Consider the following 20,194-nt stretch of genomic DNA (forward strand, 5'->3'; position numbering starts at 1 on the left):
ATCATACAGCTCAGCTAAGGTAAGGCTAATACAGATAAGGACTCCACTGAACCCCACCGATTAAATCGCACCTTCCTAAGGCAATTGCCTCGGGATGGGCTTTACAGCAGACTCAGAATACGCAGAAAAGTTACGTGGTTTGCGGTTAGTCTGGAATGATTAATTGCAACTAAAGGCACGGTACGCTCTACAACATGCCAAAAAATTTATCAGTCGACAGGATATCGTCGACTGCAATCTCGCTGGCTTTATCACCTTACGTGAACGGGGGGCTGCTGATTGCTGCATGGAAACAAAGCTGAGTTCAGGTATCTGGTGCCAGCGTTCACGGAACAGAGCATCAGCCCGGCGTCGCGTAGCCGCCGACCACAAACCAGGTCAGAAACGCAACTGCAACGATAAACACCAAAATCGGGAAGGCAATACCAATTCTCATAGAGACAGTTCCTGCTGTATTCAAATAACACGGATAGAAGAGTGTGCACGTCATAACGCCACACTCCTTTTATCCGATGTGACCCAAAATCACCAGTAACTTATGGCTAACAGACGACGAAAGCCGTGATTAACGTCGGGTTTCCGCCAGGGCAGCGGTAAGCTCTTCTTTTGTCATGCGGACGCAGTAGGCCGGCATACCGCGCTCAAAACGCCATCCTTCAGACAGTGGACCGGCATCGACCACATCAAAACCAAACGCCGTATAGAGTTCGCTGGCAATGTTTTTGCCTGCGATGTCATCACCCGCAAGCGGTAGCGCGCGGCGTAGCGGCGCGCCTGCGGGCAATCCATCGCTTTCCAGTTGCGTCATGGGAATGGCATTAAAGGCTTTGGTTATTCGGCTTCCAGGCAGCGTCCGGGCAAGCAGCTCGCTGGTGGTGGTCTGCCGACCGTCGAGAACCTCAAACTGTCCATCGCGTTCAGGATAGTAATTCACCGCATCCAGCACGGTTTTGCCCTGCAATTCGCTCACGGGTAATGCGCTGATGGCGGTGAGGGGGACCGCAATCACCACCACGTCCGCAAAACGGGCAGCTTCGCAAGCGCTACCGATTTCACAGCCAATCATCGGTTTAAGGCTAAACAGCGTTTGCGGACTGCGTGAGTTGCTGAGCATAACCTCGTGCCCGGCGGCAATGGCCAGTTTCGCAATGGCACGACCTACAAATCCTGCCCCAATAATGCCGATCTTCATATGTGACTCCTGAGGGATTTAACAACCAGAAGTCACTTTAATTGCCTCTTATCAGAAGATAAATCGTATGATTGTGGAATGAAAAACAACTGAGAGTGGGGAATCATGGATAAGCTGACGGGGATGACCGTGTTCGTGAAAGCGGCGGAAATGGGCTCCTTTGCCGCAGTAGCAGAGGCCTTAGCCATGTCGCCACAAATGGTGGCGAAGCACATTGCGGCCCTTGAGTCCCGGTTGGGGACAGTCCTGATTAACCGCACCACGCGCAGACAGAACCTTACCGATATTGGCCGCAGCTATTATGAGCGCTGCCGGATTGTACTGGCTGAAATGGAAGAGGCAGATGCCATCGTCACCAGTATGAAGGCAAGCCCGTCGGGGATTATCCGGGTAAATGCGCCCGTTACCTTTGGCTCGTATTCGCTCTCGCCCTTTATCACCCGCTATCTGGGAGCCTATCCGGATGTGCAGGTGGAGCTGACCCTCAGTGACCGAATTGTCGATCCTATTGAGGAAGATTTTGAGGTGATTATTCGCATTGGCGAGCTGGCGGACAGCACCATGGTGGCATGGGCGCTGGCCCCGTACCGGCTGATTGCCTGTGCATCGCCATCCTATATTGCACGTCACGGCATGCCTGAGACGGCGTCGGACCTGCAACAGCATGCCTGCCTGGTTTATGGCCACTGGTCGGCATCGATGCCCTGTCGCTGGATTTTTTATAAAGCGGGCAGGAAAGAAGAGGTCAGGCCCGAGGGGCGTTTTCGCTCCAATGACTGGAAGGCGTTGATGCAGGCTGCTCTGGAAGGTTACGGTGTCACTTTAGGCCCGGCGGATATCCTCAACAAAGAGATCGAAAAAGGCAATCTGCTGCGTGTCCTGCCGGAGTACGAAGGCCCATCGCGTCCTATGCATGTGCTGGTGCCGACGGCGAAAAAGCAGACGGTTAAAATCCAGTGTTTTATTGCTGCGCTCAGAACAGCATTTTCCGGTGAAAACGACGAGGAAAGGAGCATGGCCGTTACGCGCGGACACTAACATAACGGCTTACAGGGTATATCGGGTCAGGCTCTGCGGTTGGTTAACACCAGGCTGAATTTCTTCCACTCCTGGTTTTCGCGCTGGCGTTGCAGGCTCCAGTGGATCTGCATTGTGCGACGGGTTCTGCTTTGCTTCATACGATGTTCTCAATGTGCGAAAGGTATCGGCAAACATCAATGGCTTGCCGGTAAGCAGTGTCGCGCAGAAATTTTGCAGTTTTATAACCGTGAAATGACAGAAAGAAGACGCTACAACAACGATTTCAGCGGCGTTTATCTCACTTTTCGGGCCAGGTATTTCCCTTTTACCACGCCATCGTAATAGCGGCCTTTGGAAACCACGGTGAGAAAAACGGTGAAAATGCGCGGTGGAACATCCCGATACTGCCAGGTGCTTTTATCGTGAAAACGGATCTCTAATGTGCGGGTACTTTCCTCGTAGCCGACGGATGAGATGCGTGACGATTTAACTAAGTGGTGTTCCATGATGAGTGTCCTTTACAGCCCGGCGCGAGGAAATATTATCATCCACTAAGAAAGTGGTTGCTGGCAAGCGGCGAAGCGATAAAAAAGCCTGCAAATATGCAGGCTTTTGAATAAGGTATCTCGTTATTCCGTTGCGCTTTTTTCCGCTTTGCCCGCCAGTTGCGCGAGGAAATCATAGCGTTTTTGCAAATCCGCTGCCGCATCCTGCCACAACTGCTCGGCCACCTCTGGCTGCTGGGCATTCAGCCGACGGAAACGCTGTTCATTGAGCAGCGTCTCTGCGAGGGCATCAGACGGCGGACGAGAGTCCAGCGCCAGCGGCAGCTTACCTTGTTCCTCACGGCGTGGATCATAGCGGTACAGCGGCCAGAAGCCGGTCGCTGTAAGCTGACGCATCTGGTCGTGACTGAGCGCCAGATCGTAGCCATGCTCTTCACAGGGGCTGTAGGCGATGATCAGGGACGGGCCTAGGTAAGCTTCCGCTTCCTGAATCGCTTTCACCGTCTGATTCAACTGGGCGCCAAGTGAGATCTGCGCGACATAAACATGACCGTACATCATCATACTGACGCCAAGATCTTTACGCGCTTTGCGTTTGCCGTGTTCACCAAACTTAGTGACCGCGCCCAGCGGCGTGGCTTTCGATGCCTGGCCGCCGGTATTGGAGTAACACTGGGTATCCAGCACCAGAATATTGACGTTCTCGCTCAGACTCAGCACATGGTCGAGACCACCGAAGCCAATATCGTAAGCCCAGCCGTCACCCCCAATCAGCCAGATCGATTTTTCGACCAGCGCGTCGGCATCGGTTAACAGCTCTTTTGCCTCATCAATGCCTGCCAGATGTTGGCGCAGGGCGGCAACCTGTTCCCGGCGAACGTCAGGAGCGGCCTCGGCATGCAGCATGGCGTAAAGTTCGGATGGGATCTTATCGGCGAATTGCGCCAGCAGGCGCATCACGCGCTTACGGTGCTGATCCACCGTCAGACGGAAGCCCAGACCGAACTCGGCATTGTCCTCAAACAAGGAGTTGGCCCAGGCCGGACCACGACCCGCAGCATCGGTAGTGTACGGCGTGGAGGGCAGGTTGCCGCCATAAATGGAGGAACAACCGGTGGCGTTGGCAATCAACATCCGATCGCCATACAACTGGGTCAGCAGCTTGATATAAGGCGTTTCGCCGCAGCCGGAGCAGGCGCCGGAGTATTCAAACAACGGGCTTATCAGCTGCGAGGTACGAATATCGATGCGTTCGAGCTTACTGCGATCGATTTCCGGCAGGTTGAGGAAGAAATCAAAATTCACTTTCTCTTCTTCGACATGCTCAAGGCGGGACTGCATATTGATGGCTTTGATTTGCGGATCCTGCCGGTCTTTCGCCGGGCAGACTTCAACGCACAGATTACAACCGGTGCAGTCTTCCGGCGCAACTTGCAGCACGTATTTTTGTCCGCGCATATCGCGGGATTTGACATCCATCGAATGCAGGCTGGCCGGGGCGTTTTCCATCGCCTCGGGCTGAACCACTTTGGCACGAATAGCCGAATGCGGGCAGGCGGCTACGCAGTGGTTGCACTGGGTACAGAGATCTTCTTTCCAGACAGGGATCGCTTCGGCAATGTTGCGTTTTTCCCAGCGGGTGGTGCCGACGGGCCAGGTGCCATCCGGAGGCAGAGCGGAAACGGGCAGGGCATCGCCAAGGCCTGCGAGCATAGCGGCAGTGACCGTTTTGACAAAATCAGGCGCGGCATCAGAAACCACCGGCGGGCGCTGCGCGCTGGCGGCGTTGACCGGTTGCAGCGTTACGGCAAAAAGGGACTCACGGGCCATCGCCAGCGCCTGCCAGTTGCGCTCAACCAGCTCCTGGCCTTTGCTGCTGTAGCTTTTGGCAATCGCATCCTGAAGCGCTGTCAGCGCGTTATCGCCCGGCAGAACCTTTGTCAGATGGAAAAAGGCCATCTGCATTACGGTGTTGATACGTGCGGCCAGGCCACATTCACGGGCGATTTTCGCCGCGTTGATCACGTAAAAGCGGGCCTGTTTCTGGTTCAGTGCCGCCTGCACCTCCTGCGGCAAACGATCCCAGACCTCATCGGCGCTGTAGGGGGTATTGAGCAGGAAGATACCGCCAGGTTTGAGGCGTTCGGCCATCGGGTATTTATCAATAAACTGCAACTGGTGGCAGCCAATAAAATCAGCCTGCGACACCAGATAAGCGGAATTGATCGGCTGCTCGCTGACCCTCAGGTGGGAGACCGTCAGACCACCGGCTTTTTTGGAGTCATAGACAAAGTACCCCTGCGCATACCATGGCGTGGCATTGCCAATGATCTTGATATTGTTTTTAGTTGCCGACACGCTGCCGTCACTGCCCAGGCCGTAAAACAGCGCCTCGAGTTTGGCCCGTGTTGGCAGGGTGTTTTCCGGCAGCGGCAGCGACAGATTGGTCACATCGTCATAAATACCTACCGTGAAACGGGACTTCGGCTTGCTGGCTTTCAGCTCATTAAACACGGCCAGTACGCATTCCGGGCCAAATTCTTTTGACGAAAGACCATAGCGTCCGCCAATAACCCGCGGCAGGGTTTCGCGTTCACCCTGGTTAAACGCCTCGGCCAGCGCCGTCATGACATCCAGATAGAGAGGTTCTGCCAGCGCGCCCGGCTCTTTGGTTCTGTCGAGTACGGCGAGGGTTGTTGCTGATTCAGGCAGCACAGAAAGCAGGTGCTGAGCGCTAAACGGACGGAACAGACGCACTTTCAGAACGCCGACTTTCTCTCCGCAGGTGAGCAGTTCATCCACCACTTCTTCGCAGGTACCCAGCGCCGAGCCCATCAGCACGATCACCCGTTCGGCCTGCGGATGGCCGTAATATTCAAACGGCTTGTACTGACGACCCGTCGCGGCGGCGAAATCATCCATCGCCTGCTCAACGTGGTCATAGACCGCGTTGTACCAGGGGTTGGTTGCTTCACGGGACTGGAAGTAAGTATCAGGGTTGGCCGAGGTGCCACGGATAACCGGATGTTCCGGATTCAGCGCCCGCGCCCGATGCGCATCTATCGCCGCTTGCGGCAGCAACGCTCTGAGGGTGTCATCGGCAAGCGGGACAATCTTATTGATCTCGTGGGAGGTACGAAAACCATCGAAGAAATGAATAAAAGGCACCCGGCTGTTAAGGGTGGCGATATGGGAGATTAAGGCGAAATCCTGCGCTTCCTGCACGCTACCGGCGCTGAGCATGGCGCAACCGGTCTGGCGAACGGCCATCACATCGGAGTGGTCGCCAAAAATCGACAGGGCATGCGTGGCGACGGTACGGGCTGCAACATGCAGGACAAACGGGGTCAACTGACCGGCCAGTTTGTACAGCGTCGGGATCATCAGCAGCAGACCCTGGGACGACGTGAAGGAGGTGGAGAGGGCCCCGGTCTGCAGCGCGCCGTGAACGGCGGCAATGGCGCCTGCTTCCGACTGCATTTCCACAACCCGCGGGGTATCGCCCCAGATGTTCTGTAAGCCGTTTCCGGCCCAGGCGTCTGCCTGCTCTGCCATGGTGGAGCTGGGGGTTATCGGGTAAATGGCGATAACTTCACTGGCGCGGAACGCAATCGACGCAACCGCGCCATTTCCGTCAGTAGTAATCATATTGTGCTCTCATTGCTCAACGATAAAAATGGGTATGCATACTGCTTATCCTGCCTGTGACCAGCCCTCCGGCAGTCAGGGTTGCTGCCTTATTCTCGTTTTCGTTCGCTGGTCGTTCGTGCATCCATAATCCTGGTGGATACGTTTTCAGTATAGTCAGCCCGCGCTCCAGGGTTTTGATCTGGGGGTGTTTGCGGGTATTTTATCTGGCGGATAACAGCATCATGTGCCCGTAAGGGCTCGTTAATATGCAAAAATACAGGAAAAGCCGTCGGCGCATTTTTCCGTAAGTAGCACTCTTATATTCAGTTCAGGGATCAGTTATGTCGCAGTCAAAAAGTGAAGTCACACAACAGCGAATTATCCGCGGTGCGGCTCAGGTCATTCGCCGGGAGGGGTTGCAGGCCTGTACTCATCGGGCGGTTGCACAAGAAGCAGGGGTTTCACTGGGCACGACGACGTATCAGTTTCGCACTCTGGACGACCTGCTTGGCGCGGTGATGCAGCTGGCTATCGCTGAATTTAGAGAAAGCACACGTCGCTGGTTAGAACATAATACGTCGGGCGCCACCGAAGAGATCCTCACCCGTTTCGTGATGTGGACACTGAGCGAACGCTCCCGGCTGAATACCGAATATGAGCTGTTTGTCGCCGCCGTTTCCCGCCCGCTGTTACGTTCGTGCGCGATGCACTGGCTGCATGTGCATGAAGCTTTGCTGGAGGAGCTTCTGCGATTATCGCCGGAAAAATCCCGGGCCGCGGTCTCATTTATTGATGCCTGGCTGATGCGTGGCATCCTTGATGCGCCGGAGACCGTACTGGCTGAAGATCTGATCCGCAACGTATTTGCCGCCATTGTGAAGGGGCCGGATAGCTAATATCACCAGAGCGCTGGCTCCGGTGATATCCACAGGGTGGGCTAACGCCAGGCTGAATCCGACATCACCGAGTATTTACCGCTGCCGGTGAAGAACAGCACAACCGACATCATAACGTAGAACATCAGGTCTTCGAGCGCCCAGGCTCCCACGTCATTAAGATGAAAAGTATTACCGATATCCACCAGCAGCCAGGCAACGATCATCGTGCCGATAACGGTCAGGGCTGACAGACGGCAAAAAATACCGAGAATAATCAGGATCGGGGCCACGACTTCACCCAGATAAATACCGTAGCCAATAAATGACGGTACGCCGTGTTCGCTGAGCATGCCGAGAATAAAACCGATCCCGCCATGAACTTTATGCCAGCCGTGGAAGAGTAATAATCCCCCAAGCGTCAGGCGTAATAATAATGCGGCGACATCGACGTTATAAAAACGTCTGTTAAAGCCCATCAGTAGATCCTTAACCATAATTTAAACCTCGAATGATTTTTATGTTTTATGCCTGTTGACCAAAAGTCTGTGCAATAAAGCTGCAGAGATCTTTGTGGATTACAGGGGCGTCAGTATATCATTTTTGTACATATGTACAATATTGTGATAATAGATGACTTATCCAAAATATTGTTGTAATTCAGTGCGTTAATTTATTTTTTCGGGAGGAAATCAATAACAGGTAATAAATATGCGTGGTCACTCTCGACGTAGCGGGCCGGGCTGCCTATGATGCTAAGGTTTTGCTAATCACTGGGGGATGAGAAATGCGTTCAGCATTTTGGGTAGGGTGTGCCGCGTTATTACTTTCTGCATGCAGCAATGAACCGGTTCAACAGGCAACGGCAGCCCATGTGGCGCCGGGGTTAAAAGCGGCAATGTCCGGCAGCGGCGAAGCGAATTGCGCGATGATCGGCGGCGCATTGTCTGTCGCCCGGCAACTGGATGGCTCCGTGACAAGCATGTGCGCGCTGCCCAACGGCAAGCGCTGTAGTGCACAGTCGCTTGCCACCGGAACCTGTGGCAACTACTGAGCTTTGTCCGCCAGGGTATAGATCAGCGTTTGATTGGCCGTAATCAGTGTCAGTTGATTACCGGTCAGGTCTACCTGCGCGCCAGCGCTTAGCATGGTGGAGATGGTGGTATCCAGCTTATTGCGCTGGCTATCAATGCACATCATGCGGGTCATCGCCATATTCTTAACGGTTAGCTTACCTTCCGCCAGTTTACCCTGACCGCTGAAGCGGTTGCACATGTTGCCTGAGACCATCATTTCTTTATCAAAGTGGATCTCTGCGGGCTGCGGCCCGGGAGCAACGGGTTGGCCGTTAACGCTTTCCAGTACAAAACGATGCTGCGCCAGTTGTTCCGCTTTCACGGTCGCGTCCGCTGCGCCACTACGCACACAGCCGCCAAGCAATACGCTCAATGCCACCAGGGCAATCAATTTTTTCATCTCATCCTCTAAGATTTTTATAATATCAGGGCGGGATTTTAACAGGCCAGGCGCGGTTGTCATCGGAGATTTTCTGAAACTGTTCCCCTCCGTAGAGGGGAACCGGAGATCAGAACAGGGCGTTAGGGCAGGTCTCGCCGTGCTCCAGCTGGCGCAGGTTCTCGAGTGTGGTCTCAGAGATGCTGATTAACGCCTCGGCAGTAAGGAAAGCCTGATGGCCGGTAAAAAGCACATTGTGACAAGCCGACAGACGGCGGAAGATATCGTCCTGAATAACGTCGTTGGATTTGTCTTCAAAGAACAGGTCGCGTTCATTCTCATAGACGTCCATGCCCAGCGCGCCAATTTTCTGATTCTTCAGCGCTTCAATCGCCGCCTGCGAGTCAATCAAACCGCCACGGCTGGTGTTGATGATCATCACGCCATTTTTCATCTGTTCAAACGCGGCCTGGTTCAGCAGATGATAGTTTTCCTGCGTCAGCGGGCAGTGCAGGGAGATCACGTCCGATTCAGAGAACAGGGTGGTGAGATCGACATACTCCGCGCCCAGTTCCAGTGCGGCAGCGCTTGGGTAGGGATCAAATGCCAGCAGGCGCATCCCAAAGCCTTTCAGAATACGTAATGCCGCAAGGCCAATCTTACCCGTACCTATAACCCCGGCGGTTTTACCGTACATAGTAAAGCCCGTCAGCCCCTCAAGGGAGAAGTTGGCATCACGGGTACGCTGGTAAGCCCGGTGGATACGGCGGTTCAGCGTCATCATCATGCCAATGGCATGCTCAGCCACGGCCTCCGGCGAATAAGCCGGTACACGTACCACCTGCAGGCCCAGCTCTTTTGCCGCATCCAGATCCACATTGTTAAAGCCGGCACAGCGCAGGGCGATAAATTTCACACCGTACTTTTTCAGCTCTTCCAGTACCGGACGGCTGCCGTCGTCATTAACAAAAATGCAGACGCCTTCACAGCCGTTGGCCGTTTTGGCGGTCTTTTCAGTAAGCAGAAAGTCGAAAAATTCAAGCTCGTAGCCAAACTTCTCGTTCACGTGCTGCAAATACTTTTTATCGTATTGCTTTGTGCTGTATACCGCGAGTTTCATAAGACTTTCTCCATCAGATTTGCAACCACATTAGCATGATTCAAATAATCATGTAAATTATAAAAAATATTTTATAAACAGAGACATATAAACCATTCTAAAACATCTACGCTTAAAGCGGGCAGCAACTTTGCTTGCCAGGCTAAACATGCAACAATAATGACCGGAATCGGCTTGAACATATGCAAAATCAGGATATTAACTGCCCATGAAGGGTAAATACAAAGCCGCACTCGCGCTGATATTGCTCCTTATACTGCTGCCGCTGACGCTGCTGTACACGCTCGCGTATTGGGTGCCGACACTGGCGGGCATCTGGTTACCGGCCGGAACCCGCATCGCCATGGAAGAGCGTCCGCGTATTACCCGCCATACCTTACTCATTCCGGATCTTCGCTATCTGGCTGCTGACTGCCCGCTGGCGGTGATCAAAGACGCGCAACTGACCCATCCCAGCCGCTGGAAGCTGGACATTGGCTCGCTGGATATCAACACTACCTGTCTTAATACGCTTCCTGCCGCACCGGCATCGCAGGCGGCCCCCAAAACTCTGGCGCAGTGGCAGTCAATGTTGCCCAAAAGCTGGGTCACGATTGAGCGCTTTACCGTCTCTCCGTGGCAGGAGTGGCAGGGCAAAATCTCCCTCGCCCTCTCAGAGGAACGCCAGGAGTTGCATTACAAGGGGGAGCGGGTGTCGCTGAGCGCCAGACTGCGGGGCCAGGTGCTGACGCTTGAACAGATGCAGCTTAGCCTGCTGGATAACCAGCCGCCGGTCACCCTGGGCGGTGAGTTTACTTTGCCAGCCCTGCCGCAGGGCGTGCCGGTCAATGGTCATGCCCAAACCACCCTGACGTTGCCCGGCAACCCAGGCCTTGTCGACGCCTCTCTGGAGTGGCGCGACAACGAAGGGCAACTGGTGGTGATGGCGCGGGACAACCCCGAACCTGTTCTCGATCTTCCCTGGCAGGCAACCCGGGAACGGCTGACCATCAGCGACGGTCGCTGGAACTGGCCATATCAGGGGTTCCCGCTAAGCGGCCGCATTGGGCTGCGCATTGATGACTGGCAAAAAGGGCTGCAAAACGCGCAGGTAAGCGGCCGCCTTAACGTACTCACCCAGGGGGATGCCGGTAAGGGCAATGCCGTGCTGACGATTGGGCCCGGCAAACTCAGTATGGTCAACAGCGATATGCCCTTGCAACTGACCGGGGAAGCCAAGCAGGGGGAGATGATCCTCTATGCGGTATTACCCGCAAGGCTCACCGGGGGGCTGAGCGACCCGCAACTGGCATTCACGCCCGGCTCGCTGTTACGTTCTCGCGGGCGGGTTATTGACGAACTGAACATCGATGATATCCGCTTGCCGCTGGCGGGGGTCAAAGTCACTCAGCGTGGAGTGGATGGGCGGTTACAGGCTATCGTTCGCGCTCACGAGAACAGCATGGGGGATTTTGTTCTCCATCTCGATGGCCACGCACAGGACTTTTTACCGGACGCCGGGGTCTGGCAGTGGCGCTACTGGGGAGAGGGTAACTTCACGCCGATGAATGCCCGCTGGGACGTGGCCGGGCGCGGCGACTGGCGGGATAACGCCATCGAACTGAGCGAACTGTCCACCGGTTTTGATCAGCTTCAGTACGGCACCATGCGGGTCAGCACGCCAAGGCTGGTGCTCAATGAGCCGGTGCGCTGGCTGCGCGATGCGCAAAACCCGACCTTTGGCGGCGCCTTTACCCTGGAGGCCGGAGAGACGACCTTCACCGGCGGCAGCGTTTTACCCCCTTCAACCCTGAACTTCAGCGTTGCCGGGCGCGAACCGACCCTCTTTCAGTTTAAAGGCGATTTACACGCCGATAAGATTGGCCCGGTACGGGTAAACGGACGCTGGGATGGCCTGCGTCTGCGCGCGCAGGCCTGGTGGCCGCGCCAGTCGTTAACCGTCTTCCAGCCCCTGGTTCCTGCGGAATCCAAAATGCATCTTGAGGAAGGCGAACTCTATGCCCAGGTCGCCTTTTCGGCTGCAGTCGGGCAGGGGTTCGAAGCAGGAGGGCATGGCGTACTTAGGGGGGGCAGCGTTTCAATGCCGGATAATCAACTGTCCGGTATCGATTTTGTTCTGCCCTTTCGCTATCACGAAGGCCGCTGGCAACTGGGCACCCGGCATCCGGTCTCCCTGCGGATAGGCGAGGTGGTCAATCAGGTGACGGCGAAAAATATCACTGCCGACCTGCAAGGATCATATCCCTGGAGTGAAGAGGAACCGCTGCAACTGAGCGATGTCAGTATTGACGTGCTCGGCGGCAGGGTGAGCCTGCGTCAGTTACGCCTGCCGCAACATGATCCGGCGCTGTTACGTTTACAGGGCATCTCCTCAAGCGAACTTATTGGCGCTATCAATCCGAAGCAGTTTGCGATGTCCGGCGCTTTTGACGGCGCATTACCTTTGTGGCTGGACAACAACAAGGACTGGATCATCAAAGATGGCTGGTTACATAATCCAGGCCCCATGACGCTGCGCCTCGATAAAGACACCATGGATGCGCTGGTAAAAGATAATCTGGCCGCCGGTTCAGCCATCAACTGGTTACGCTATATGGAAATGTCCCGCTCGTGGACGAAACTCGAGCTCGACAGAAAAGGGGTATTGCGAATGCAGGCCGCACTCAAGGGCACCGGCGTTGTTGAAGGCAAGAGGACGACCATCAACCTGAACTACAGCCATGAAGAAAATGTCTTTGATTTATGGCGCAGCCTGCGTTTTGGTGACAATCTGCAAACGCAGATCAGGCAGAACGTCAGGTTACCCTTGCCGCCCTGTGCGCATGGAAAAGTATGTGAGGAGAAACAATGAGATTTCTGCCAGTGATAATGATGGCGATGACGCTGGCTGGCTGCACGCCGCGCATTGAGGTGGCGGCGCCCAAAGAGCCGATCACTATTAATATGAACGTGAAGATTGAACACGAAATCAATATCAAAGCAGATAAAGACGTGGAAGCATTGCTGGAGAAAACCAGTCCTTAAAAGGATATTGTGGGCCTGGCTTTGCACTGGCGAGCGCTCCATCCGTAACCGGAGGAAAAACCATGACAACAACGTTTACGCCGGAAGTACTCAATGCCAGCTGTCATTGCGGCGCAGTGGCTTTTACCGTTCAACTGAGTGATGGCTTCAATACTGTTCGTCGTTGTAACTGCTCGTTTTGCCGAATGCGTGGGGCGGTAGCCGTTTCTGCGCCGCTGTCGGGCATTCGGGTTATCCGTGGCCAGGATAAGCTTAGCGAATACCGCTTTAATACGGGAGCGGCGGTGCATTTCTTCTGTTCAGTTTGCGGGATTTATACCTTTCATCAGCGTCGTTCAAACAGCGGGCAATATGGGGTCAATGTGGCCTGCATTGAAAATGTTTCGCCGTTCGATTTTGCCTGCGTTGAGGTGATGGACGGTGTCAATCATCCCAGAGATGGCGTGAGTCAGGGTGTGGTGGGGTATCTGCGTTACGAGGACGTGAGTAACGGGAAAAGCGGGGAAAACGTGAAGACTGATAAAAGCTGAATAACCCTCCCGCCGAAACGGAAGGGCAATATCTTACGCGGCTACCAGGCTGTCGATAGCGGCTTTTGCGTCGGTCTGCGCTTTGGTCGCCACTTCCGGACCGTAGGCAATACCTTCGGCGAACACGAAGTTCACGTCGGTGATACCGATAAAGCCGAGGAACAGTTTCAGGTACGGAGCAACCAGATCGCTCGGGGTATCTTTATGGATGCCGCCACGGCTGGAAACGATAACCACACGTTTGCCGGTCACCAGACCTTCCGGCCCTTTCTCGGTGTAACGGAAAGTGACGCCAGCGCGGGCAACCAGGTCGAAGTAGTTTTTCAACTGGGTCGGGATGTTGAAGTTGTACATCGGGGCATTGATGACGATAACGTCATGGGCGTTCAGTTCAGCGATCAACTCGTCGGACAGCGCCAGCGCTTCCTGTTGACGCGGAGTCAACGGCGCGTCGGAAGGACGCAGGGCGCCAACCAGTTCACCATCCAGTACCGGGATTGGGTTAACGGCCAGATCGCGAACAGTGACTTCATCAGCGGCGTGTTTTGCTTTCCACTGGTCAACAAAATAGTCAGCCAACTGAGCAGACTGAGAGTACCCTGCCAGAATACTGGATTTAAGAACTAATACTTTGCTCATGGGTGTATCCTTGTTATTTGAGATGGGGGTGAGTTCCCCCCGAGTTATGAGACACTCTATTCACAAAACTGCTGCGTGAATAGCGCAATATATCGAATCCTATGTTCGAATTTCTTGAACAAGAAATGAAATAACGCGTTGTGGTATTCTACGCCCATTCCGATAAAGAGAAGTTTCCCGGCAGTGCTCTGCCCGATAAGATTATGACAGAACAACAGAAATTGACCCTCGCCGATCTTCACCGCCAGCTTGATTCGCTGATGTTGCGTGACAGGCAGCGCTTTGCCCGCCGCCTTCAGGGGGTGAAGAAGGTTAAAAATCCTGAATCACAACAGGCTGTTTTCCAGACAATGACCCGGGAGATAGCCGAAGCGGGGCAGAAAGTTCTGCTGCGTGAGGCGTCGCGTCCGACAATCAGCTACCCCGAAAACCTGCCTGTCAGCCAGAAAAAACAGGACATCCTCGAAGCCATCCGTGACCACCAGGTGGTGATTGTGGCGGGGGAAACCGGCTCCGGTAAAACCACCCAGTTGCCGAAAATCTGTATGGAGCTTGGGCGCGGAGTCAAAGGGCTGATTGGCCACACCCAGCCGCGTCGTCTGGCGGCGCGCACGGTGGCGAATCGTATTGCCGAAGAGTTACAGAGCGAGCCGGGCGGCTGCATCGGCTATAAAGTGCGTTTCAGCGATCACGTCAGTGACAACACCATGGTCAAGCTGATGACCGACGGTATTTTACTGGCGGAAATTCAGCAGGACCGCCTGCTGATGCAGTACGACACCATTATTATTGATGAAGCCCACGAACGTAGCCTGAACATCGATTTCTTGCTCGGCTACCTCAAAGAGCTGCTACCCCGGCGTCCGGATCTGAAAATCATTATCACGTCGGCGACCATCGACCCGGAACGTTTCTCCCGTCATTTTAATAATGCGCCGATCATTGAAGTCTCGGGTCGGACATACCCCGTTGACGTGCGCTATCGCCCGATTGTCGAAGAGGCTGACGACACCGAGCGCGACCAGCTCCAGGCCATTTTCGATGCTGTCGATGAGCTGGGGCGTGAAGCACCGGGCGATATCCTGATTTTTATGAGCGGCGAGCGGGAAATACGCGACACCGCCGATGCGCTCAATAAACTGAATTTGCGTCATACCGAAGTGCTGCCGTTGTATGCGCGCCTGTCCAACAGTGAGCAAAATCGGGTGTTCCAGTCCCACAGTGGGCGACGCATTGTGCTGGCGACCAACGTGGCGGAAACCTCGTTGACCGTACCGGGGATCAAATATGTTATTGATCCAGGGACGGCGCGTATCAGCCGCTACAGCTACCGCACCAAAGTGCAGCGCCTGCCGATAGAGCCAGTGTCTCAGGCGTCGGCGAATCAGCGTAAAGGTCGTTGCGGTCGTGTATCCGAAGGGATCTGTATTCGTCTCTATTCCGAAGACGACTTCCTCTCGCGCCCGGAATTTACCGACCCGGAAATTCTGCGTACCAACCTGGCGTCGGTTATTTTGCAGATGACGGCCCTTGATCTCGGCGACATCGGCGCATTCCCGTTCGTCGAAGCGCCGGACAAACGCAATATTCAGGACGGCGTGCGTCTGCTCGAAGAGCTGGGCGCCATTACCACCGATGCGCAGCAGACAGCGTATAAACTGACGTCTGAGGGGCGCCAGCTCAGCCAGCTACCGGTGGATCCACGACTGGCGCGGATGGTGCTGGAAGCGCAAAAACACGGTTGTGTGCGTGAGGCGATGATTATCACCTCGGCGTTATCGATTCAGGATCCCCGCGAGCGCCCGATGGATAAACAGCAGGCGTCCGATGAGAAACACCGCCGCTTCCACGATAAAGAGTCCGATTTCCTCGCCTTTGTGAACCTGTGGAACTACCTGGGTGAGCAGCAAAAAGCGCTGTCGTCGAATGCCTTTCGCCGTCAGTGTCGCATGGATTTCCTCAACTATTTGCGCGTGCGCGAATGGCAGGACATCTACACCCAGTTGCGCCAGGTGGTGAAAGAGCTGGGTATTCCGGTCAACAGCGAACCTGCTGAATACCGTGAGATCCACGTTTCACTGCTGACCGGTTTGCTGTCGCATATCGGGATGAAAGATACGGACAAACAAGAGTTTACCGGCGCACGTAACGCCCGCTTCTCTATTTTCCCGGGCTCCGGTTTATTCAAAAAACCGCCAAAATGGACGATTGTCGCCGAGCTTGTCGAAACCAGTCGTCTGTGGGGACGTATTGCCGCCCGTATCGATCCGGAGTGGGTCGAGCCGGTAGCGCAGCATCTGATTAAGCGTTCATACAGCGAACCGCACTGGGAACGTTCGCAGGGCGCGGTGATGGCGACGGAAAAGGTGACCGTTTACGGCCTGCCGATTGTCGCCGCCCGCAGCGTCAATTACAGCCAGATTGACCCGGCGCTGTGCCGTGAGCTGTTTATTCGCCATGCGCTGGTGGAAGGTGACTGGCAAACCCGCCATGCGTTCTTCCGCGAAAACCTCAAGCTGCGCGCGGAAGTGGAAGAGCTGGAGCATAAATCCCGTCGTCGCGACATTCTGGTGGACGACGAAACGCTGTTTGAGTTTTACGATCAACGCATCAGCCACGAGGTTATCTCCGCTCGCCATTTTGATAAATGGTGGAAAACGGTCAGCCTGACGACGCCGGATCTGCTCAACTTTGAAAAGAGCATGCTCATCAAAGAGGGCGCGGAGTCGATAAGCAAGCTCGATTACCCGAACTTCTGGCATCAGGGTAACCTGAAGCTGCGCCTGAGCTATCAGTTTGAACCCGGCACCGATGCCGATGGCGTGACCGTACATATTCCGCTGCCATTACTGAATCAGGTGGAAGAGGCCGGTTTTGAGTGGCAAATTCCCGGCCTGCGTCGCGAGCTTCTTATTGCGCTGATCAAATCGTTACCCAAACCGGTGCGCCGCAACTTTGTTCCCGCACCTAACTATGCCGAAGCTTTGCTGGGGCGTATGACGCCGCTGGAACTGCCGCTGCTTGACGCCATGGAGCGTGAACTGCGCCGGATGACGGGCAACACCATTGACCGTGAGGACTGGCACTGGGATCAGGTGCCCGATCACCTGAAAATCTCGTTCCGCGTGGTGGATGACAAAAACAAGAAACTTCAGGAAGGCCGTGATCTGACGGCGCTGAAAGACGCACTGAAAGGGAAAGTACAGGAAACTCTCTCTGCGGTGGCCGATGACGGCATTGAGCAGAGCGGGTTGCACATCTGGAGTTTTGGCACCCTGGCTGAAAGTTATGAACAAAAGCGCGGTAATTACCGTGTTAAAGCCTGGCCGGCGCTGGTGGATGAACGTGACAGTGTCGCGATCAAGCTCTTTGATAACCCGCTTGAACAACAGCAGGCCATGTGGTGCGGGCTGCGGCGTCTGTTACTGTTGAATATTCCTTCACCTATCAAGTATCTGCACGAAAAACTGCCGAACAAAGCCAAACTGGGCCTCTACTTCAACCCGTACGGCAAAGTGCTGGATCTGATTGATGACTGTATCTCCTGCGGCGTCGATAAGCTGATTGACGAAGCGGGCGGCCCGGTCTGGACGGAAGAAGGTTTTGCCCGGCTACACGAGAAAGTGCGCGCGGAACTTAACGAAACCGTGGTGGAGATTGCGAAGCAGGTCGAGCAGACCCTTACCGCCGTGTTCAATATCAACAAACGTCTGAAAGGACGCGTGGATATGACTATGGCGCTGGGGCTTTCCGATGTGAAAGCGCAAATGAGCGGCCTGGTGTATCGCGGTTTTGTTACCGGCAATGGCTTCCGCCGCCTTGGCGATACGCTGCGCTATTTGCAGGCGATTGAAAAACGGCTGGAGAAACTGGCGGTGGATCCGCATCGCGATCGCGCGCAAATGCTCAAAGTCGAGCAGGTGCAACAGGCCTGGCAGCAGTGGTTAAACAAGTTGCCGCCTGCCCGTCGCGAAGATGAGGATGTGAAAGCCGTGCGCTGGATGCTCGAAGAGCTACGGGTCAGCTACTTTGCCCAGCAGTTAGGCACGCCGTTCCCGGTCTCCGATAAGCGCGTATTGCAGGCGATGGAGCAGATTGTCGTCTAAGCGTCAGGCCCGGTATGCCATGTTTACCGGGCCGTCTTATTTATGGGATCCCGTCGCTATCAGCCGCGGGCAAACGGTTATTTTTGTGTTTCTCTGGTATCAATAGTCACCTGCACCGACATCCCTGGCCGGAGCCGGTTGCTGTCGGTCTGAGCCGCATCGATGGCAATACGAACCGGAATGCGCTGGGCGATTTTGACAAAATTACCGGTGGCGTTATCCGGTGAAATAGCGCTGAACTCCACTCCGGTTGCCGGGGAAATGCTCTCAACTTTGCCGCTGAACTGGCGGTTATTCAGGGCATCCACGCGGAAAGTAACCGGCTGACCCGTATGCACCAGCGCCAGCTGTGTCTCTTTCAGATTGGCGATCACCCAGTGTTCGGGTGGGACCAGCGTCGTCAAATGAGTTCCGGCGGTCACGTAAGCACCCTGACGCACGCTAATCTGCCCCAACTGACCGTCACGCGGAGCGGTAATGCGGGTGTTTTGCAGATCGATCTGTGCCAGTTCCGTAAGCGTCTCATCCAGACCGTCTTTTATTTTTGCCCGTGTTTTCTACCATGGACACTTTCGCGAACATGGACTCTACCGTGGACAAAAATACGCCTTACACCAGAAGACTCTGGATCACCACTGCACTGAGCTTGCGGTTTAACGATGCCCTGACTTACCGTGAAATCGCTGAGCAACTGAACATCAGCACTTCCGCCACGCATAAAATGTTCAAGCGTTTCCGCCGCACGGGTATTAACTGGCCGTTGCCGGTGGAATACACGCCCGAGCGCCTGGAAGAGGAACTGTACGCTTTCAATCTTGAAACAAACCTGCCTGTCAAAAAACGCCGCCCGGACTGGCCACTGGAGTTCAAAATTCGCATGGCGGAGCTGAGCCTGCAACCGGGTGCCTGTGTGGCAGAACTGGCGCGGGAGCATGGTGTTAACGATAATCTGGTGTTTAACTGGCGTAACCTTCATCGACAGGGACTGCTGGACCCTGCCAGCAGGGCCACCCTCATTCCGGTCACAGTGGAGCCTCTGTCGTCGCCATCCAGACACAACGGGGCCGTATCGGCAGACCTGACACAGGTCATCAGTTGCAAGCTGACACTGCCGGGCGGCAGCCTGAGCCTGACCGGGCCACTGACCCCAGAGCTTCTACGCGTACTGGTCAGCGAACTCAGGGAGGGTGAGGCATGATCAACTTTCCGGTTGGCTCGCGCATCTGGCTGGTCGCCGGAGTGACGGATATGCGCTGCAGCTTCAACGGGCTGGCGGCGAAAGTGCAGAACACGCTACGCACGAACCCGTTCAGCGGTCATCTGTTTATCTTTCGGGGACGACGGGGCGACATGATAAAGGTGCTGTGGGCCGACCGGGACGGCCTGTGCCTGTTTACCAAAAGGCTGGAACGTGGCCGCTTCATCTGGCCGGTGACCCGCGACGGAAAAGTCCACCTGACGCCGGCGCAGCTGAGCATGCTGCTGGAGGGTATTAACTGGAAACATCCGCAGCGGACGGAACGCCCTGGTCTGCGGATATAACCTGCTGTAAAGTGGAGGCATGGACACCTCATACCCTGATGAAAATGCCCGCCTCAGGGCTCTGCTGCAGGAACAGCAGGCCACCATCCGCAAAATGGCGGAGTATAACCGCCTGCTCTCGCAGCAGGTGGCTGCGTACGCCAGCGAAATCAACCGTCTGAAGGTGCTGGTCGCTAAGCTGCAGCGCATGCAGTTCGGAAAAAGCTCCGAAAAGCTGCGGGATAAAACGCAGCGTCAGGTGCGCGAGGCTGAGGAGCGCATCAGCGCCCTGCAGGAGGAAATGGCGGAGGTTCTGGGTGAGCAGCATGACCCGGCACTCCCGCAGCCGCTGCGCCAGACTTCCGCCCGTAAACCACTGCCGGCCTCACTTCCCCGCGAAACCCGCATTCTGCCGCACGCCGAAATCGCCTGTCCGGCGTGCGGCGGCAACCTCATAGCGTTGGGCTGCGACGTGTCGGAGCAGCTGGAGCTCATCAGTAGCGCCTTTAAGGTTATCGAAACGCAGCGGCCAAAACTGGCCTGCTGCAGCTGCGACCACATCGTTCAGGCACCCAT

General features: G+C 55.2%; 18 protein-coding genes and 1 pseudogene. 10 read left to right on the top strand and 9 right to left on the bottom strand.

Going from position 1 to position 20,194, the window contains the following annotated elements:
* Positions 1-340 precede the first annotated feature (340 nt).
* On the bottom strand, positions 341-436 hold the full coding sequence (locus ACSZO4_RS17655) for a YoaK family small membrane protein (RefSeq protein WP_437890339.1): 96 nt from the start codon (positions 434-436) through the stop codon (positions 341-343).
* A 129-nt stretch (positions 437-565) separates the two neighbouring features.
* The gene (locus tag ACSZO4_RS17660; RefSeq protein ID WP_437890340.1) at positions 566-1,192 is read right to left on the bottom strand and encodes an NADPH-dependent F420 reductase; all 627 of its coding nucleotides are present in this window, start codon (positions 1,190-1,192) and stop codon (positions 566-568) included.
* Positions 1,193-1,297: 105 nt separating this feature from the next.
* Here ACSZO4_RS17660 and ACSZO4_RS17665 point away from each other — a divergent pair, with 105 nt between their 5' ends.
* Positions 1,298-2,230, top strand: a complete 933-nt coding sequence (locus ACSZO4_RS17665) for a LysR substrate-binding domain-containing protein (protein ID WP_437890341.1) — start codon at positions 1,298-1,300, stop codon at positions 2,228-2,230.
* Positions 2,231-2,505: 275 nt separating this feature from the next.
* Here ACSZO4_RS17665 and ACSZO4_RS17670 read toward each other — a convergent pair whose 3' ends face one another.
* Positions 2,506-2,718 carry a KTSC domain-containing protein gene (locus tag ACSZO4_RS17670; RefSeq protein ID WP_437890342.1) on the bottom strand — a complete coding sequence of 71 codons (213 nt, stop codon included), beginning with the start codon at positions 2,716-2,718 and terminating at the stop codon, positions 2,506-2,508.
* A gap of 123 nt (positions 2,719-2,841) precedes the next feature.
* On the bottom strand, positions 2,842-6,366 hold the full coding sequence (nifJ, locus tag ACSZO4_RS17675) for a pyruvate:ferredoxin (flavodoxin) oxidoreductase (protein ID WP_437890343.1): 3,525 nt from the start codon (positions 6,364-6,366) through the stop codon (positions 2,842-2,844).
* A 323-nt stretch (positions 6,367-6,689) separates the two neighbouring features.
* Here nifJ and ACSZO4_RS17680 point away from each other — a divergent pair, with 323 nt between their 5' ends.
* Entirely contained in the window at positions 6,690-7,244 is a 555-nt protein-coding gene (locus ACSZO4_RS17680; RefSeq protein WP_437890344.1) for a TetR/AcrR family transcriptional regulator, read from the top strand.
* 41 nt (positions 7,245-7,285) lie between these two features.
* Here the strand turns inward: ACSZO4_RS17680 and ACSZO4_RS17685 are convergent, their stop codons facing one another.
* The gene (locus ACSZO4_RS17685) at positions 7,286-7,720 is read right to left on the bottom strand and encodes a DoxX family protein (protein WP_437890345.1); all 435 of its coding nucleotides are present in this window, start codon (positions 7,718-7,720) and stop codon (positions 7,286-7,288) included.
* Positions 7,721-8,010: 290 nt separating this feature from the next.
* Between ACSZO4_RS17685 and ACSZO4_RS17690 the strand changes: the two genes are divergently transcribed.
* Positions 8,011-8,277: a putative hemolysin gene (locus ACSZO4_RS17690; protein ID WP_437890346.1), complete on the top strand. Its 267-nt coding sequence runs from the start codon at positions 8,011-8,013 to the stop codon at positions 8,275-8,277.
* Here ACSZO4_RS17690 and hslJ read toward each other — a convergent pair.
* Entirely contained in the window at positions 8,271-8,699 is a 429-nt protein-coding gene (hslJ, locus tag ACSZO4_RS17695; protein ID WP_437890347.1) for a heat shock protein HslJ, read from the bottom strand. The two genes, ACSZO4_RS17690 and hslJ, sit on opposite strands and share 7 nt — an antisense overlap.
* A gap of 109 nt (positions 8,700-8,808) precedes the next feature.
* Positions 8,809-9,798, bottom strand: a complete 990-nt coding sequence (locus tag ACSZO4_RS17700; protein ID WP_437890348.1) for a 2-hydroxyacid dehydrogenase — start codon at positions 9,796-9,798, stop codon at positions 8,809-8,811.
* A gap of 208 nt (positions 9,799-10,006) precedes the next feature.
* Here ACSZO4_RS17700 and ACSZO4_RS17705 point away from each other — a divergent pair, with 208 nt between their 5' ends.
* The 3 genes from ACSZO4_RS17705 to ACSZO4_RS17715 all read left to right on the top strand — a co-directional run bounded on the left by ACSZO4_RS17705 (position 10,007) and on the right by ACSZO4_RS17715 (position 13,352).
* Complete coding sequence (locus ACSZO4_RS17705; protein WP_437890349.1) at positions 10,007-12,649, top strand: YdbH family protein; 2,643 nt, start codon at positions 10,007-10,009, stop codon at positions 12,647-12,649.
* On the top strand, positions 12,646-12,822 hold the full coding sequence (locus tag ACSZO4_RS17710) for a YnbE family lipoprotein (RefSeq protein ID WP_437890350.1): 177 nt from the start codon (positions 12,646-12,648) through the stop codon (positions 12,820-12,822). The genes ACSZO4_RS17705 and ACSZO4_RS17710 overlap by 4 nt, the downstream gene beginning before the upstream one ends.
* Before the next feature lie 62 nt (positions 12,823-12,884).
* On the top strand, positions 12,885-13,352 hold the full coding sequence (locus tag ACSZO4_RS17715; protein ID WP_437890351.1) for a GFA family protein: 468 nt from the start codon (positions 12,885-12,887) through the stop codon (positions 13,350-13,352).
* A gap of 33 nt (positions 13,353-13,385) precedes the next feature.
* Here ACSZO4_RS17715 and azoR read toward each other — a convergent pair whose 3' ends face one another.
* On the bottom strand, positions 13,386-13,991 hold the full coding sequence (gene azoR, locus ACSZO4_RS17720; protein ID WP_437890352.1) for an FMN-dependent NADH-azoreductase: 606 nt from the start codon (positions 13,989-13,991) through the stop codon (positions 13,386-13,388).
* A 203-nt stretch (positions 13,992-14,194) separates the two neighbouring features.
* Between azoR and hrpA the strand changes: the two genes are divergently transcribed.
* The gene (gene hrpA, locus ACSZO4_RS17725) at positions 14,195-18,097 is read left to right on the top strand and encodes an ATP-dependent RNA helicase HrpA (protein WP_437890353.1); all 3,903 of its coding nucleotides are present in this window, start codon (positions 14,195-14,197) and stop codon (positions 18,095-18,097) included.
* A 77-nt stretch (positions 18,098-18,174) separates the two neighbouring features.
* Here the strand turns inward: hrpA and ACSZO4_RS17730 are convergent.
* Positions 18,175-18,609: pseudogene (locus tag ACSZO4_RS17730) on the bottom strand (HlyD family secretion protein); the annotation flags it as partial.
* A gap of 80 nt (positions 18,610-18,689) precedes the next feature.
* Here ACSZO4_RS17730 and tnpA point away from each other — a divergent pair.
* The 3 genes from tnpA to ACSZO4_RS17745 form a co-directional block, all read left to right on the top strand.
* Positions 18,690-19,295, top strand: a complete 606-nt coding sequence (gene tnpA / locus ACSZO4_RS17735) for an IS66-like element accessory protein TnpA (protein WP_437616506.1) — start codon at positions 18,690-18,692, stop codon at positions 19,293-19,295.
* Positions 19,292-19,639 carry an IS66 family insertion sequence element accessory protein TnpB gene (tnpB, locus tag ACSZO4_RS17740; RefSeq protein ID WP_437616504.1) on the top strand — a complete coding sequence of 116 codons (348 nt, stop codon included), beginning with the start codon at positions 19,292-19,294 and terminating at the stop codon, positions 19,637-19,639. Before tnpA ends, tnpB begins: the two co-directional genes overlap by 4 nt.
* A gap of 19 nt (positions 19,640-19,658) precedes the next feature.
* The coding region (locus ACSZO4_RS17745; RefSeq protein ID WP_437890354.1) for an IS66 family transposase zinc-finger binding domain-containing protein at positions 19,659-20,194 on the top strand (536 nt) is incomplete at its 3' end.

The organism is Phytobacter sp. V91, from assembly GCF_965644225.1.
Taxonomy (GTDB): domain Bacteria; phylum Pseudomonadota; class Gammaproteobacteria; order Enterobacterales; family Enterobacteriaceae; genus CBFFRJ01.